Below are 16288 nucleotides of genomic sequence, written 5' to 3'. Positions count from 1 at the left end.
TGCGGCCGCACCCGCATGCAGTAACGTTATATCCAGGCTGACCCAGGCCATTTACCCCAATCATCGCCCTTGTACCGGTTACCCGTGTGCAACGGCCTGACTGTGCCCTACATTCTGGATAACAATAATGAACCAAGCGCAAACCAACGTCGGCAAAAGCCTCGACGTTCAATCTTTCATCAATCAGCAGCCGCTATCCCGGTATCAGTGGCGGGTTGTGCTGCTGTGCTTCCTGATCGTCTTCCTCGATGGCCTGGACACCGCTGCCATGGGTTTCATCGCCCCGGCACTGTCGCAAGAGTGGGGGATCGACCGCGCGAGCCTTGGGCCGGTCATGAGTGCTGCATTGATCGGCATGGTATTCGGCGCGCTGGGGTCCGGGCCGCTGGCTGACCGTTTCGGCCGCAAAGGCGTGCTGGTGGGGGCGGTGCTGGTATTCGGTGGCTTCAGTCTGGCCTCGGCCTATGCCTCCAACGTCGACCAGTTGCTGGTACTGCGTTTTCTGACTGGTCTGGGGCTGGGGGCTGGCATGCCCAACGCCACCACGCTGTTGTCCGAATACACCCCGGAGCGCCTCAAGTCGCTGCTGGTGACCAGCATGTTCTGTGGCTTCAACCTGGGCATGGCCGGTGGTGGCTTCATTTCCGCCAAGATGATCCCGGCCTACGGCTGGCACAGCCTGCTGGTCATCGGTGGCGTGCTGCCGTTGCTGCTGGCGCTGGTACTGATGGTCTGGCTGCCGGAGTCGGCGCGGTTCCTGGTGGTGCGCAACCGCGGCACCGACAAGGTGCGCAAGACCTTGTCGCCAATCGCGCCGCAAGTGGTGGCCGAGGCAGGTAGTTTCAGCGTGCCGGAGCAAAAGGCGGTGGCTGCGCGCAACGTGTTTGCGGTGATCTTTTCTGGCACCTACGGCTTGGGCACCGTGCTGCTGTGGCTGACCTATTTCATGGGCCTGGTGATCGTCTACCTCCTGACCAGCTGGCTGCCAACCCTGATGCGTGACAGCGGCGCGAGCATGGAGCAGGCCGCGTTCATCGGCGCGCTGTTCCAGTTTGGTGGAGTGCTAAGCGCAGTCGGCGTGGGTTGGGCCATGGACCGTTTCAATCCGCACAAGGTGATCGGCATTTTCTATCTGCTGGCCGGGGTGTTCGCCTACGCAGTGGGGCAGAGCCTGGGTAACATCACTGTGCTAGCCACGCTGGTACTCGTCGCCGGTATGTGTGTGAACGGTGCGCAGTCGGCAATGCCATCGCTGGCGGCCCGCTTCTATCCCACCCAGGGCCGGGCCACAGGTGTATCGTGGATGCTGGGTATTGGCCGCTTTGGTGCGATTCTAGGGGCCTGGAGTGGCGCAACGCTGTTGGGCCTGGGCTGGAACTTCGAGCAGGTGCTGACGGCCTTGCTCGTACCGGCGGCGCTGGCGACCGTGGGTGTGGTCGTCAAGGGGCTGGTCAGCCACTCCGACGCAACCTGAGGGCGAGGGCCGCGTCGCGGCCCATTCGCAGCACAAGGCTGCTCCGGCAGGAGCGGTGTTGTGCTGCGATCAGGGCGCACAACTGCCTGGTGGTGGGGGAATAGTTGTAGAACAAATGGTTCGATAATCGCACGAATAGTCGATTATCGGATTGTAAGGTGCCCACCAGTCTCCTTAATCTGGGTTTATCGAAGCACCCTGACCAGGAGCCTCCAAATGCCACGCGCAGACCATTTCCGAACCCACCCAAATCGAGCTGTCCACCATGTGTGACCTCGACGCCCGTACCGCCGCGGCCCATGGCCAGCTGGCAGGAGAAGCCTGATGCACGACGTATTCATCTGTGACGCCATCCGTACCCCCATCGGCCGCTTCGGCGGCGCCCTGGCCAGCGTGCGGGCCGACGACCTGGCAGCGGTGCCGCTGAAGGCGCTGGTAGAGCGCAACCCAGGCGTGCAGTGGGACCAGGTAGACGAAGTGTTCTTCGGCTGCGCCAACCAGGCCGGTGAAGACAACCGCAACGTGGCCCGCATGGCACTGCTGCTGGCCGGCCTGCCGGAAAGCATTCCGGGTGTCACCCTGAACCGCCTGTGTGCGTCGGGCATGGATGCCATCGGCACTGCTTTCCGCGCCATCGCCAGCGGCGAGATGGAACTGGTGATTGCCGGTGGCGTCGAGTCGATGTCGCGCGCTCCGTTCGTCATGGGCAAGGCTGAAAGCGCCTATTCGCGCAACATGAAGCTGGAAGACACCACCATTGGCTGGCGTTTCATCAACCCGCTGATGAAGAGCCAGTATGGTGTGGATTCCATGCCGGAAACCGCCGACAACGTGGCTGATGACTATCAGGTTTCGCGTGCTGACCAGGACGCGTTCGCCCTGCGCAGTCAGCAAAAGGCTGCTGCTGCGCAGGCTGCCGGCTTCTTCGCCGAAGAAATTGTGCCGGTGCGTATCGCTCACAAGAAGGGCGAAATCATCGTCGAACGTGACGAACACCTGCGCCCGGAAACCACGCTGGAGGCGCTGACCAAGCTCAAACCGGTCAACGGTCCGGACAAGACGGTCACCGCCGGCAACGCCTCGGGCGTGAACGACGGTGCCGCGGCGATGATCCTGGCCTCGGCCGCTGCGGTGAAGAAGCACGGCCTGACCCCGCGCGCCCGCGTTTTGGGCATGGCCAGCGGCGGCGTTGCTCCACGTGTCATGGGCATTGGCCCGGTGCCGGCGGTGCGCAAGCTGACTGAGCGTCTGGGGGTGGCGGTAACTGATTTCGACGTGATCGAGCTTAACGAGGCGTTTGCCAGCCAAGGCCTGGCAGTGCTGCGTGAGCTGGGTGTCGCTGACGATGCGCCACAGGTAAACCCTAATGGCGGCGCCATTGCCCTGGGCCACCCGCTGGGCATGAGCGGTGCGCGCCTGGTGCTGACTGCGCTGCACCAGCTGGAGAAGAGTGGTGGGCGTAAAGGCCTGGCGACCATGTGTGTGGGCGTTGGCCAAGGTCTGGCACTGGCCATCGAGCGGGTTTGACCTGTACCGGCCTCTTCGCGGGCAAGCCAGCTCCCACAGGGATCCACGCAATCACCTGTGGGAGCGGGCTTGCCCGCGAAGAGGCCTGTCCTGTGAGACATAAGGCCAATTGCCAGCCAGATAGCGGAACGAGTGTGTTACCAGGTATGTCTAGATTTACCTAGTACCCTCCAGGAGTAAAACCGTCATGACTTCAACCTATTACACTGGCGAAGAACGCAGCAAGCGCATCTTCGCTATCGTCGGTGCCTCGTCAGGCAACCTGGTGGAATGGTTCGACTTCTACGTCTACGCCTTCTGTGCGATCTACTTCGCCCCGGCCTTCTTCCCCTCGGACGATCCCACCGTGCAGTTGTTGAACACGGCTGGTGTATTCGCCGCAGGTTTCCTGATGCGCCCAATCGGTGGCTGGATCTTCGGCCGCCTCGCCGACCGCCATGGTCGCAAGAATTCCCTGATGATCTCGGTGCTGATGATGTGCTTCGGCTCCCTGATGATCGCTTGCCTGCCCACCTATGCCAGCATCGGCACCTGGGCACCGGCGCTGCTATTGCTGGCTCGCCTGATCCAGGGCCTGTCGGTTGGGGGCGAATACGGCACCACGGCCACCTACATGAGTGAAGTGGCCCTGCGTGGGCAGCGCGGCTTCTTTGCTTCGTTCCAGTACGTCACCCTGATTGGCGGCCAGTTGCTGGCGGTACTGGTCGTGGTGATCCTGCAACAGCTGCTGACTGAAGATGAACTGCGGGCCTGGGGCTGGCGCATTCCTTTCGTGGTGGGGGCCATCGCCGCCCTGATCTCGTTGATGCTGCGCCGTTCGCTGCACGAGACCAGTAGCGCCGAAGCCCGCAATGACAAGGATGCAGGTTCGATCGGTGGCCTGTTCCGCAATCACGCAGCGGCGTTCATCACAGTATTGGGTTACACCGCTGGTGGCTCGCTGATTTTCTATACTTTCACCACTTATATGCAGAAATACCTGGTCAACACTGCGGGCATGTCAGCCAAGAACGCCAGCTACGTGATGACCGGGGCATTGTTCCTGTTCATGGTGGTACAGCCGTTCTTCGGCATGCTGTCCGACCGTATCGGTCGGCGCAATTCGATGCTGCTGTTCGGCGCGCTCGGTACCCTGTTCACCGTGCCGCTGCTGATGGCACTGAAAACCGTGACCAGCCCGCTCATGGCCTTTGTGCTGATCAGCCTGGCCCTGTGTATCGTCAGCTTCTACACCTCGATCAGCGGCCTGGTGAAAGCCGAAATGTTCCCGCCACAGGTGCGTGCACTGGGGGTGGGCCTGGCCTATGCGGTGGCCAACGCAGCATTCGGCGGTTCGGCCGAATATGTGGCCCTGGGCCTGAAAACCCTGGGGATGGAAAACACTTTCTACTGGTACGTGACGGCGATGATGGCGATTGCTTTCCTGTTCAGCCTGCGCCTGCCGAAGCAGGCGGTGTACCTGCACCATGATGATTAAGGACGCTGCATGAGCAACCAACTGTTCGACGCCTATTTCACCGCGCCGGCCATGCGCGAGATTTTCTCCGACCGTGGCCGCCTGCAGGGCATGCTGGATTTCGAAGCAGCGCTTGCCCGTGCCGAAGCCTCTACCGGTTTGGTCCCGCACAGCGCGGTGGCGGCCATCGAGGCGGCATGCCAGGCCGAGCGCTATGACGTCGGCGCGCTGGCCAATGCCATTGCCATCGCTGGCAACTCGGCAATTCCGTTGGTGAAAGCGTTGGGCAAAGTGATTGCCACTGGCGTGCCTGAAGCTGAGCGCTATGTGCACCTTGGGGCGACCAGCCAGGATGCGATGGACACCGGTCTGGTTCTGCAGTTGCGCGATGCCCTGGACTTGATCGAGGCTGACCTTGGCAAGCTGGCTGATACCCTGTCGCAGCAGGCGTTGAAGCATGCCGATACGCCATTGGTGGGGCGTACCTGGTTGCAGCATGCTACCCCGGTGACCCTGGGCATGAAGCTGGCCGGTGTACTGGGTGCTTTGACCCGCCACCGTCAGCGCCTGCATGAACTGCGCCCGCGCCTGCTGGTCCTGCAGTTCGGCGGAGCCTCGGGCAGCCTGGCGGCCTTGGGCAGCAAGGCGATGCCGGTGGCCGAAGCGCTGGCCGAACAGCTCAAACTGTCCCTGCCCGAACAGCCCTGGCACACCCAGCGTGACCGCCTGGTGGAGTTTGCCTCGGTACTGGGCCTGGTTGCCGGCAGCCTGGGCAAGTTCGGCCGCGATATCAGCTTGCTGATGCAAACCGAGGCGGGGGAGGTGTTTGAGCCTTCTGCGCCGGGCAAGGGTGGGTCTTCGACCATGCCACACAAGCGCAACCCGGTGGGGGCTGCCGTGTTGATCGGTGCCGCAACCCGCGTGCCGGGCCTGCTGTCGACGCTGTTCGCGGCCATGCCCCAGGAGCACGAACGCAGCCTGGGCCTGTGGCATGCCGAGTGGGAAACCTTGCCGGATATCTGCTGCCTGGTCTCTGGCGCCCTGCGCCAGGCTCAAATGATTGCCGAGGGTATGGAGGTGGATGCCGCGCGCATGCGCCATAACCTCGACCTGACACAAGGCCTGGTGCTGGCCGAAGCGGTGAGCATTGTCCTTGCCCAGCGCCTGGGGCGCGACCGTGCCCACCACCTACTGGAACAATGCTGCCAGCGCGCGGTGGCTGAACAGCGGCACCTGCGTGCCGTACTGGGGGAGGAGCCGCAGGTCAGCACCGAGCTGTCTGGCGAAGAACTCGATCGCCTGCTCGACCCTGCCCATTACCTGGGCCAGGCCCGCGTCTGGGTGGCGCGCGCCGTGTCCGAACATCAACGTTTCACTGCCTGAAGGAGACCGCTGTGGCGCACTTGCAACTGGCCGATGGCGTTTTGAATTACCAGATCGATGGCCCGGAAGACGCCCCGGTGCTGGTCCTGTCCAACTCGCTGGGTACCGACCTGGGCATGTGGGACACCCAGATTCCGTTGTGGAGCCAGCACTTCAGGGTGCTGCGTTACGACACCCGCGGTCACGGTGCATCGCTGGTCACTGAAGGCCCTTACAGCATCGAACAGCTGGGCCGCGACGTGCTGGCTCTGCTCGACGGCCTGGACATCCAGAAGGCTCACTTCGTCGGCCTGTCGATGGGCGGGCTGATCGGCCAGTGGCTGGGCATCAATGCAGGTGAGCGCCTGCGCAGCCTGACCCTGTGCAACACGGCCGCCAAGATCGCCAACGACGAGGTGTGGAACACCCGTATCGACACTGTGCTCAAAGGTGGCCAGCAGGCCATGGTCGACCTGCGCGATGCCTCCATCGCCCGCTGGTTCACCCCAGGTTTTGCCCAGGCACAGCCGGAGCAGGCTCAGCGTATCTGTCAGATGCTGGCGCAAACCAGCCCGCAAGGCTATGCCGGCAACTGCGCAGCGGTACGTGACGCTGATTATCGTGAGCAACTGGGCCGCATCCAGGTGCCTGCGCTGATCGTTGCCGGTACTGAAGACGTAGTGACCACCCCTGAGCATGGCCGCTTCATGCAGGCCGGTATCCAAGGTGCCGAGTACGTCGACTTCCCGGCGGCGCACCTGTCCAATGTCGAGATTGGCGAAGCCTTCAGCCGCCGCGTGCTCGATTTCCTGCTGGCTCACTGAGGACAACGCCATGGACGAGAAACAACGTTACGACGCTGGCATGCAAGTGCGCCGCGCAGTGCTGGGCGATGCCCACGTGGACCGCAGCCTGGAGAAACTCAACGACTTCAATGGCGAGTTTCAGGAAATGATCACCCGCCACGCCTGGGGTGACATCTGGACCCGCCCGGGGCTGCCGCGCCATACCCGCAGCCTGATCACCATCGCCATGCTGATCGGCATGAACCGCAACGACGAACTGAAGCTGCACCTGCGCGCCGCAGCCAACAACGGCGTGACCCGCGACGAGATCAAGGAAGTGCTGATGCAGAGCGCGATCTACTGCGGCATTCCGGCGGCCAATGCCACGTTCCACTTGGCTGAGTCGGTGTGGGATGAGCTTGGCGTAGAGTCGCGCCAGTAAATCGTGTTCACGGGCAAGCTCCCGGCCACAGGTCCTGCATAACCCTGCAGACCTGTGGCCGGGAGCTTGCCCGCGATGGCCCTTACACCGATGCCTTTTTCTCCCGCATGGCAACCGGGCCGGCTTTGGTTTCTACGGCATGCTTCAGTGTCGGGCACAGGCCCAACATGAACGCAGCTTCCGCCACCACGAACAATGGCCCGATGATCAGGCCACTCACGTCATCGACAAATGCCGGTTTGCGGCCTTCGTAGTAATGGCCGATGAACTGGATGATCCAGCCCACCACGAACGCCCCCAGCCCGGCGCCGAGCCACAGTGTTGTCGACTGCACTGCCAGCGCCTCACCGACCCACAGGCACAGGCCCAGCAACAGCCCCATCACCAGCCCGAAGCGCAGGTCCAGGCGCAGGTAGAACCACACCGACGCCGCCGCTGCCACCAGGGCAGGGGACAGCCACATGCCAGCCATCTCCCAGCCTGGGCGTGAAAGCAGGATGGTGACTGCCAGTACGATCATGGGAATACCGACGAAGTGGGTGGCGATGTTGCGCGGGTCGCGGTGGTAGTTGGCGTATTGGCTCAGGTGGTCGACGAGGGTTTTCATTGTTGTGCCTCCCTGTTCTGCTTGGTTTCACCTGTACCCGATAGTGATCAGGATAGTCCGCCGTCACCACCATCATCAGCTCAGCGAATGGCGGCAGTTCGCACTGGCAAATTCATGGCAGGGTTTTATTCAGCTGCAGCAAATCATGCCCCGAAGAAGGTGCATGAATGTTTATAGCGTTAGGTCACTTGAGGGGAGACTGGCCTCTTCGCGAGTTTATCCGCGAAGAGGCCATCTGATTCACAGAAGATTCAGCGGATAACTCACAATCAAGCGGTTCTCATCGAACGCGTTGGTGCTGAAGTCGCGACGCATTGTCGAGTTGCGCCATTTCACCGACAGGTCCTTGAAACTGCCCGACTGCACCACATAGGCCAGCTCTGTTTCCCGCGCCCATTCCTTGCCATCGTCCACGCTGCCCACGGTGACGTTTTCACCCTTGATATAGCGGTTCATCAGGGTCAGGCCGGGTACGCCGACGGTGGCGAAGTTGAAGTCATGGCGAACCTGCCAGGAACGCTCCTTGGCATTGTCGAAGCTTGAATTGTAGCTGTCGTTGGCCAGGGTACCGCCACTGGTGCCATTGACCCGCATCCAGGCATCGTCGCCGCTGACCTTCTGCAGGCCAACGTAAAAGGTGTGGCCTTGGTAGCGCGCCGAAAGCAAGGCGGAGGCGGTGCGGTTGTCCAGCTTGCCGGCCCGTTCGGCACCATCTTCCTTGCCGATGAAGTAGCCCAGGTTGGCGCCCAGCGTCCAGTCGCCCAGCGGCTGGCTGTGCGTCAGGTTGAGGTACTGCTGGCGGTAGATGTCCTTGAGCTGGGCATCCCACAGGCCGATCATGGTGCGCTTGTCGTTGAAGCTGTACTCACCGCCGCCGAAATTGAAACGGTCGGAGGTGAAGGCAGCTTTGCCGTTGAGCGACATGTCTTCCATGCTGGCATCGTTGCGCGGGCTGTTGCCGCGGAACTGGCCGGCATACAGGGTCAGACCGGCGATTTCCCTGGAGGTCAGTTGACCACCGCGGAAGGTTTGCGGCAACGAGCGACCATCGTCTGAACGCAGGATTGGCAGTACCGGCATCCATTCACCGACTTTCAGCTCGGTTTCGGACAGCTTGGCTTTCAGCGCCACACCCAGCCTGCCGAAGTCATCGGCCGGGCGCCCGTCGTCATGCACAGGTAGCAAGTGAGTGTTGGTGGTGCCTCTGCCGCCGTCGAGCTTGACCGAGTAGAGCCCCAGTACGTCCACGCCGAAGCCGACCGTGCCCTGGGTGAAACCGGAACGGGCATCGAGGATGAAACTTTGCGTCCATTCCTCGGCCTTGCCCTGTGGGTGGGCCGGGTCAACGAAGTTGCGGTTGATGTAGAAGTTGCGCAGGTTGAGGGTGGCCTTGGCGTCCTCGATGAAACCACCTTCGTTGGCGGCGAACACGGGGAGGGCGCAGGACATGGCCAACAGGCCGGGCAGCAGCTGGCGTGCGGGTAGCGAAATGCTCATCTGTCGTGGATCTCTTGTTTTTATGGTCGAGCCAGTGCACTGCAGGATCGGGCCTGCAGGTGCGGGTGTTTTTGATGAACTTGGGTAACGTTGCGTGGGGGGATGGTGCGGGGTAGTGCGGGGGTGAGGCAATTCGCCGCAAACGGAACGGGGCGATAATCGAACGGAATGTTCCGGTTGGTTAATAACTCTCCTGGGGCGGCCTCTTCGCGGGTGAACCCGCTCCTACGACGGCTTGCGCCCAACCACCGTATGTGTCCGCCACACGATCCGTGTAGGAGCGGGTTCACCCGCGAATACGGTGGTGGCTGCGACGCTGAATCGCCAGGGGATACTGGCCAGCACAGGCAGTAAAAAAGCAAAGCCCACCTCTAAGGGTGGGCTTTCTACTTTTGTAACAAGGCCGATCAGCCTTTCGGTGTTTCCACCGATGCCTGCTGGTTGGCCTGCCCGGTCTGCTCGTACCAGCCACCGCCAAGCGCCTTGTACAGGTTGACCTCGCTGGTCAGCTGCGACAGGCGGTCTCCGATCAGCGCTTGCTGGGCACTGAACAGGTTGCGTTGGGCATCGAGGAAGGTCAGGTTGCTGTCAATCCCGATGCGGTAACGGCGTTCGGCCAAGCGGTAGTAGTCCTGGTTCGCCTGCACCAGGTCGCGCTGGGCCTGCAACTGCTCTTCGAAGGTCTTGCGTGCCGCCAGGCCATCGGAGACTTCCTGGAAGGCCGTCTGGATGGTTTTTTCGTACTTGGCGACGTTGATGTCCTTCTGGATCTTCGAGTAGTCCAGGCTGGCTTTCAGGCTGCCGGCGTTGAAGATCGGCAGGTTGATCTGCGGCTGGAACAGCCAGGTGCCCTGGCCGCCCGAGAACAGGTGGCCCATGTCGGGGCTCAGGCTGCCGGCGTTGGCGGTCAGGCTGATGCTTGGGAAGAACGCTGCGCGGGCTGCGCCAATGTTGGCGTTGGCGGCCTTGAGCAGGTGCTCGGCTTCCTGGATGTCCGGGCGACGCTGGAGGATATCCGATGGCAGCCCGGCCGGTACTTCGGCCAGTTGGTCGTCATCGAGCGCCAGCGGTTTGGCCAGGTCGGCAGGAATGCCGGTACCCAGCAGCACAGTCAGGCTGTTGACGTCCTGGGCGACCAGGCGCTGGTACTGCGAGTACTTGACCCGGGCGCCTTCCACGGCGGTGCGCGCCTGGCTGACGTCCAGGGCCGAGGCCACGCCGACTTCATTGCTGCGACGGGTGAGGTTGTAGCTTTCCTCGTAGGTCTTCAGCGTTTCTTCGGTCAGCTTGAACAGGGCCTGATCGGCCTGCCAGGTGTAGTAGGCGTTTGCCACGCTGGCTACCAGGGCGATTTGCGTGGAACGACGCGCCTGCTCGCTGGAGAGGTAGGTTTCCAGGGCCTGCTCGGTCAGGCTGCGCACACGGCCGAACAGGTCCAGCTCGTAGGCGCTGACACCCAAAGTGGCCGAGTACTGGCTGGTAATGCCAGATTCGCCTGTTTGCGACATGTTTGCCGGGACACGCTGGCGGCTGCCGCTGCCGGTGGCCGAAACCGCCGGGAACAGGTCGGCGCGCTGAATGCGGTATTGCGCACGGTAGGCGTCGAGGTTCAGCGCCGCGACCCGCAGGTCGCGGTTATTGACCAGCGAGGTCTGGATCAGCTGTTGCAGCGCCGGGTCGTGGAAGAACTGGCGCCAGCCCTGTTCAGCAGCGGCAACATCCGCCGATTGCGTCGGCGAATAGGCAGGGCCTTGCGGCCACTGCGCAGCCACCGGCGCCTCCGGGGTCTGGTAATCAGGGATCAGCGAGCAGCCGCCAAGAATGAAAGCGGTTACCGCCAGGGACAACAAAGACTTGGTCATTGCCCAGCCTCATAACGTGGATTTTCAGGGGTGACGTCTTTTTCCGGCTCTTTGCTGCCGAACAGTGACGACACTGCGACGAAGAACAGTGGTACCCAGAAGATAGCCAGCACGGTCGCACTGATCATGCCGCCGATCACGCCAGTACCGATGGCGTGCTGGCTGCCGGCGCCGGCGCCGCTGGCGATCGTCAACGGTACCACGCCCAGGATGAACGCCAGCGAGGTCATGATGATCGGGCGAAGACGCATGCGGCACGCTTCGATCGCTGAGTCGTACAGGCTACGGCCTTGTTCGTGCAGCTCCTTGGCGAACTCGACGATCAGAATGGCGTTTTTCGCCGCAAGACCGATGGTGGTCAACAGACCAACCAGGAAGTACACGTCGTTGGACAGGCCGCGCAGGCTGGTGGCGATCAGTGCACCGATGATACCCAGCGGTACTACCAGCACCACAGCGATCGGGATCGACCAGCTTTCGTACAGGGCTGCCAGGCACAGGAACACGAACAGTACCGAGAGGGCGAACAGCGCCGGCATCTGCGAGCCGGAGAGTTTTTCCTCGTAGGACATGCCGGTCCAGGAGAAGCCGATACCGCTTGGCAGCTCGCCAGCAATGCGTTCGACCTCGGCCATGGCTTCACCGGTACTGTAGCCAGGCGCCGGTGCACCGAGGATTTCCATCGCTTCGACACCGTTGTAACGCGACAGCTTCGGCGAACCGTAGGTCCATTCGCCTTTGGCGAAGGAGGAGAACGGCACCATCTCGCCTGCGCCGTTGCGCACGTACCATTTTTGCAGGTCTTCCGGGCTCATCCGCGCGCTGGGTTCGCCCTGGATGTACACCTTCTTGACCCGGCCACGGTCGATGAAGTCGTTGACGTAGCTGGCACCCAAGGCAATCGACAGGGTGTTGTTGATGTCGGCAATGGTCACGCCCAAGGCGCTGGCACGTTCGTCATCGATGGTCAGCTGGTACTGCGGTTCATCGTTCAGGCCGTTCGGTCGCACGGCGCTGAGGATCTTGCTCTGCGCGGCTTTGGCCAGGAACTGGTTGCGCGCCTCCATCAACTTCTCGTGGCCGACACCGCCGCGGTCCTGAAGGAACACGTCGAAGCCGGTGGCGTTACCCAGTTCAAGCACCGCTGGCGGGGCGAAGGCGAACACCATTGCATCACGGAAGGTGAAGAAGTGCTGCTGGGCACGCTGTGCCAGGGCGAACACGCTGTTCTCCTTCGAGCGCTCATCCCATGGTTTGAGCATGATGAATGCCATGCCCGAGCTCTGGCCGCGGCCTGCGAAGTTGAAGCCGTTGACGGTGAATACCGACGATACGGTATCGGCTTCGTCCTTGAGCAGGTATTCACGCATCTGATCGACCACGGCCTGCGTGCGTTCGGCACTGGAGCCGGCCGGGGTCTGCACCTGGGCGAAGAGTACGCCCTGGTCTTCTTCCGGGAGGAACGCGGTAGGGATGCGGGCGAACAGCCAGATCATGCCGACCACGATCAGTGCATAGGCAAGCAGGAATGGCACCTTGTTGCGCAGGATGGTGCCGACACTGCGCTCGTAGCCATTGACGCTGCGGTCGAAGTTGCGGTTGAACCAGCCGAAGAACCCGCCTTTGGCGGTGTGGTGCTCGCCCTTCTTCAGCGGCTTGAGCATGGTTGCGCAAAGCGCCGGGGTGAAGATAAGCGCAACCAGCACCGACAGGCCCATGGCCGAGACGATGGTGATGGAGAACTGCCGGTAGATGACACCCGTGGAACCGCCGAAGAACGCCATGGGCAGCAGTACGGCCGAGAGCACCAGGGCGATACCCACCAGGGCGCCCTGGATCTGTTCCATCGAGCGCTTGGTAGCTTCCTTGGGCGGCAGGCCTTCCTCGGACATTACCCGCTCGACGTTCTCCACCACGACGATGGCGTCGTCCACCAGCAAGCCGATGGCCAATACCATGGCGAACATGGTCAGGGTGTTGATGCTGAAGCCCGCGGCGGCAAGGATACCGAAGGTACCCAGCAATACGACCGGTACGGTCATGGTGGTGATGATGGTAGCGCGGAAGTTCTGCAGGAACAGGTACATCACCAGGAACACCAGCACCACGGCTTCGATCAGGGTGTGGATCACACCGCTGATCGATTCGGTGACCACTGGGGTGGTGTCATACGGGAATACCGCCTTGACCCCCGGCGGGAAGAACGGTTCCAGGCTTTTGATGGTCTCGCGCAGTGCCTTGGCGGTGTCCAGGGCGTTGGCGCCGGTTGCCAGTTTTACCGCCAGGCCGGAAGCCGGCTTGCCGTTGAACTGGGCGCTGACTGCGTAGTTTTCACCCCCCAGGCCCACTTGGGCGACGTCACCCAGACGTACCTGTGAACCGTCTTTGTTGACCTTGAGCAGAATGTTCTCGAACTGCTCGGCGGTTTGCAGGCGGGTCTTGCCGATGATGGTGGCGTTCAGCTGGGTGCCCGGCAGGGCTGGCAGGCCGCCGAGCTGGCCGGAAGACACCTGCACGTTCTGTGCGGCCACAGCTGTCTTGACGTCGACCGGGGTCAGCTGGAACTTGTTCAGCTTGGCCGGATCGAGCCAGATACGCATGGCGTACTGCGCACCGAACACCTGGAAGTCACCCACACCCGCAGTGCGCGAGATCGGGTCCTGCATGTTCGAGACGATGTAGTTGGCCAGGTCGTCCTTGGTCATGCTGCCGTCTTCGGAGACCAGGCCGATCACCAGCAGGAAGTTCTTCACTGCTTTGGTGACGCGGATACCTTGTTGCTGCACTTCCTGCGGCAGCAGCGGGGTAGCCAGGTTCAGCTTGTTCTGTACCTGTACCTGCGCGGTGTCGGGGTTGGTGCCCTGTTCGAAGGTGGCGGTAATGGTCATGCTGCCGTCGGAGTTACTTTCCGACGACACATAACGCAGGTTGTCGATACCGTTGAGCTGCTGCTCGATCACCTGCACCACGGTGTCCTGCACGGTTTGCGCCGAGGCGCCCGGGTAGGTTACGGCGATGGCGATGGCCGGCGGCGCGATACTGGGGTACTGGTTGATCGGCAGCTTCAGGATCGACAAGGCCCCGACCAGCATGATCACCAACGCGATCACCCAGGCGAAGATCGGGCGATCGATAAAGAACTTCGACATGGTTTACTCCGCTTTGGCGTCTGCTTTCGCCGCGTTGGCCTGAACAGGGCCGGCCGGCTTCTTGACGTTGGTGGCTTCGCTGACCTTCACCTCGACGCCCGGGCGCACGTACTGCAGCCCTTCGGTGATCAGGCGGTCACCCGGGTTGAGGCCTTCCTCGATCAGCCAGTCGCTACCCAAGGTGCGGCTCGCCTTGAGCTGGCGCAGTTCGACCTTGTTCTCCTGGTTGACCACCAGGGCGGTTGGTGCGCCCTTGAGGTCGCGGGTCACGCCTTGTTGCGGTGCCAGGATGGCGTTGGCGTTGACACCGGCCTTAAGCCGCGCATGCACGAACATGCCTGGCAGCAGGGTGTGATCGGGGTTGGGGAACAGGGCGCGCAGGGTCACAGAGCCTGTGGTCTCGTCGACCGCGACTTCGGAGAATTCCAGGCGGCCTTCCTGTTTGAACAGGCTGCCGTCCTCCAGCACCAACTGAACCGAGGCGGCGTTGTCGCCAGCCTTCTGCAACTGACCGCTTTCCAGGTCGCGGCGCAGCTTGAGCAGCTCGGCGGTGGACTGGGTAACGTCGACATAAATAGGGTCGAGCTGCTGGATGGTGGCCATGGCATCGGTCTGACCATTGCTTACCAGTGCACCTTCGGTGAACGAAGAACGGCCTATACGGCCGCTGATCGGCGCCAGAACCTTGGTGTAGCGCAGGTCGATCTGTGCGCTCTTGAGCGAAGCCTCGGCCTGCAATCGTTTGGCATTGGCGTCGTCATATTCCTGTTTGGAGACGGCCTGCTCGTCAATCAGTTGCTTGTAGCGTTCGGCCAGTGAGCGTGTAGCCAGCAGGTTGGCCTTGGCATTGGCCAGGGTGGCTTCGTATACGGCAGGGTCGATCTGATACAGCTGCTGGCCTTCCTTGACCTCACTGCCTTCCTTGAACAGGCGTTTGAGGATGATGCCGTTGACCTGCGGGCGCACTTCGGCGACGCGGTAGGCACTGGTACGCCCCGGTAATTCCGAGGTGAGGGTGAAGGCTTGCGGCTGGATGGTCACGACGCCGACCTGAGGAGCCTGCGCCGCTGGCGCTGCTTCTTCTTTCTTACAGCCACTGAGCAAGGTTGCCAGGGCGACGGCGGAAACCAGAGCGGTAACGGCTGGCTTGAATTGCATGAGGATCCTCGGGTCGCTGGAGCAGGGAGACGCTCAAGAGTAATGGAAGAGATCTTGATCTGGAAAAAATGCTATCCGGTGGATAAATAGCTTGCTAAGGAATATACTTACATTCATGGTTGTTTGTAAATACTGCTGGGCTGTACTCAGGTACTGCCTCAGCGCTTGATTAGTTCATCCGAGAGGCCCCCAGCAGAGGTTCCCCGGAGCGTTCCCCGCACGCGCTGCGCGTTCGGGCCAGATGAGGTTGTACTGCCATGGTCCGTCGAACCAAAGAAGAAGCCCAGGAAACCCGCGCCCAGATCATCGAGGCGGCGGAAAAGGCCTTCTACAAGCGCGGGGTTGCGCGAACCACCCTGGCCGACATCGCCGAACTGGCGGGTGTGACGCGGGGGGCGATCTACTGGCACTTCAACAACAAGGCCGAGCTGGTGCAGGCGTTGCTCGACAGCCTGCACGAGACCCATGACCATTTGGCGCGCGCGAGCGAAAGCGAGGATGAAGTCGACCCGCTTGGCTGCATGCGCAAGCTGCTGTTGCAGGTGTTCAACGAGCTGGTGCTCGATGCCCGAACCCGCCGTATCAATGAAATCCTGCATCACAAGTGCGAGTTCACCGATGACATGTGTGAAATTCGCCAGCAGCGCCAGGGTGCGGTGCTGGATTGCCACAAGGGCATCACCCTGGCGCTGGCCAATGCCGTGCGCCGGGGCCAGTTGCCTGGCGAGCTGGATGTCGAGCGCGCGGCGGTGGCCATGTTTGCCTATGTCGATGGCCTGATCGGGCGCTGGCTCTTGCTGCCTGACAGTGTCGATCTGTTGGGTGATGTCGAAAAATGGGTCGACACCGGGCTGGATATGCTGCGCTTGAGCCCGGCTCTGCGCAAATAACACTTTGTTAAGGATTGTGAGGGAGTGTTTCCCCTTTGTGTTAAGGGGGGATTAAGGGCGCGGCTGCCTTGCGGCTGTG

At 61.9% G+C, this 16288-nt stretch carries 12 protein-coding genes and 1 pseudogene; 8 read left to right on the top strand and 5 right to left on the bottom strand.

Annotation, left to right across the window (positions count from 1 at the left end):
* The first annotated feature begins 127 nt into the window (after positions 1-127).
* From ACF8EA_RS17845 to pcaC, 7 genes and pseudogenes are all read left to right on the top strand, one after another.
* Positions 128-1474, top strand: a complete 1347-nt coding sequence (locus tag ACF8EA_RS17845) for an MFS transporter (RefSeq protein ID WP_021785789.1) — start codon at positions 128-130, stop codon at positions 1472-1474.
* Between the two features lie 229 nt (positions 1475-1703).
* Positions 1704-1799 (top strand): annotated as a pseudogene (locus ACF8EA_RS17840) (CoA-transferase subunit beta); the annotation flags it as partial.
* A complete protein-coding gene (pcaF, locus tag ACF8EA_RS17835; protein ID WP_392522822.1) occupies positions 1796-3001 on the top strand; it encodes a 3-oxoadipyl-CoA thiolase in 1206 nt (401 codons plus the stop codon). The pseudogene ACF8EA_RS17840 and the gene pcaF, both read left to right, overlap by 4 nt.
* A 187-nt stretch (positions 3002-3188) precedes the next feature.
* On the top strand, positions 3189-4478 hold the full coding sequence (locus tag ACF8EA_RS17830) for an MFS family transporter (RefSeq protein WP_392522813.1): 1290 nt from the start codon (positions 3189-3191) through the stop codon (positions 4476-4478).
* Between the two features lie 9 nt (positions 4479-4487).
* Positions 4488-5840, top strand: a complete 1353-nt coding sequence (locus ACF8EA_RS17825) for a 3-carboxy-cis,cis-muconate cycloisomerase (protein ID WP_392522811.1) — start codon at positions 4488-4490, stop codon at positions 5838-5840.
* Positions 5841-5851: 11 nt separating this feature from the next.
* Positions 5852-6643: a 3-oxoadipate enol-lactonase gene (pcaD, locus tag ACF8EA_RS17820; protein ID WP_021785785.1), complete on the top strand. Its 792-nt coding sequence runs from the start codon at positions 5852-5854 to the stop codon at positions 6641-6643.
* 10 nt (positions 6644-6653) lie between these two features.
* Positions 6654-7046, top strand: coding sequence for a 4-carboxymuconolactone decarboxylase (gene pcaC, locus ACF8EA_RS17815; RefSeq protein WP_010952489.1), 393 nt, complete (start codon positions 6654-6656; stop codon positions 7044-7046).
* An 82-nt stretch (positions 7047-7128) separates the two neighbouring features.
* On the opposite strand, the gene ACF8EA_RS17810 is transcribed toward pcaC, so the two are convergent.
* The 5 genes from ACF8EA_RS17810 to ttgA all read right to left on the bottom strand — a co-directional run bounded on the left by ACF8EA_RS17810 (position 7129) and on the right by ttgA (position 15319).
* A complete protein-coding gene (locus ACF8EA_RS17810) occupies positions 7129-7653 on the bottom strand; it encodes a DUF962 domain-containing protein (RefSeq protein ID WP_103463026.1) in 525 nt (174 codons plus the stop codon).
* A gap of 240 nt (positions 7654-7893) precedes the next feature.
* A complete protein-coding gene (locus ACF8EA_RS17805) occupies positions 7894-9150 on the bottom strand; it encodes an OprD family porin (RefSeq protein ID WP_021785783.1) in 1257 nt (418 codons plus the stop codon).
* Positions 9151-9557: 407 nt separating this feature from the next.
* Positions 9558-11012 carry an AdeC/AdeK/OprM family multidrug efflux complex outer membrane factor gene (locus ACF8EA_RS17800; protein WP_392522810.1) on the bottom strand — a complete coding sequence of 485 codons (1455 nt, stop codon included), beginning with the start codon at positions 11010-11012 and terminating at the stop codon, positions 9558-9560.
* Positions 11009-14161 (bottom strand): multidrug efflux RND transporter permease subunit TtgB, encoded by a 3153-nt coding sequence (ttgB, locus tag ACF8EA_RS17795; protein ID WP_021785781.1) that lies wholly within the window; start codon positions 14159-14161, stop codon positions 11009-11011. The genes ACF8EA_RS17800 and ttgB overlap by 4 nt, the downstream gene beginning before the upstream one ends.
* A 3-nt stretch (positions 14162-14164) precedes the next feature.
* Positions 14165-15319, bottom strand: coding sequence for a toluene efflux RND transporter periplasmic adaptor subunit TtgA (ttgA, locus tag ACF8EA_RS17790; protein WP_176682646.1), 1155 nt, complete (start codon positions 15317-15319; stop codon positions 14165-14167).
* Positions 15320-15576: 257 nt separating this feature from the next.
* Between ttgA and ttgR the strand changes: the two genes are divergently transcribed.
* Complete coding sequence (ttgR, locus tag ACF8EA_RS17785) at positions 15577-16209, top strand: efflux transport transcriptional regulator TtgR (RefSeq protein WP_021785779.1); 633 nt, start codon at positions 15577-15579, stop codon at positions 16207-16209.
* The last annotated feature ends 79 nt before the right edge of the window (positions 16210-16288 follow it).

This window comes from Pseudomonas sp. YQ_5, assembly GCF_043103305.1.
GTDB lineage: Bacteria > Pseudomonadota > Gammaproteobacteria > Pseudomonadales > Pseudomonadaceae > Aquipseudomonas > Aquipseudomonas putida_Y.
The sequence above is the reverse complement of the archived record's forward strand: the minus strand, read 5'-3'. Positions and strand labels throughout refer to the sequence as shown.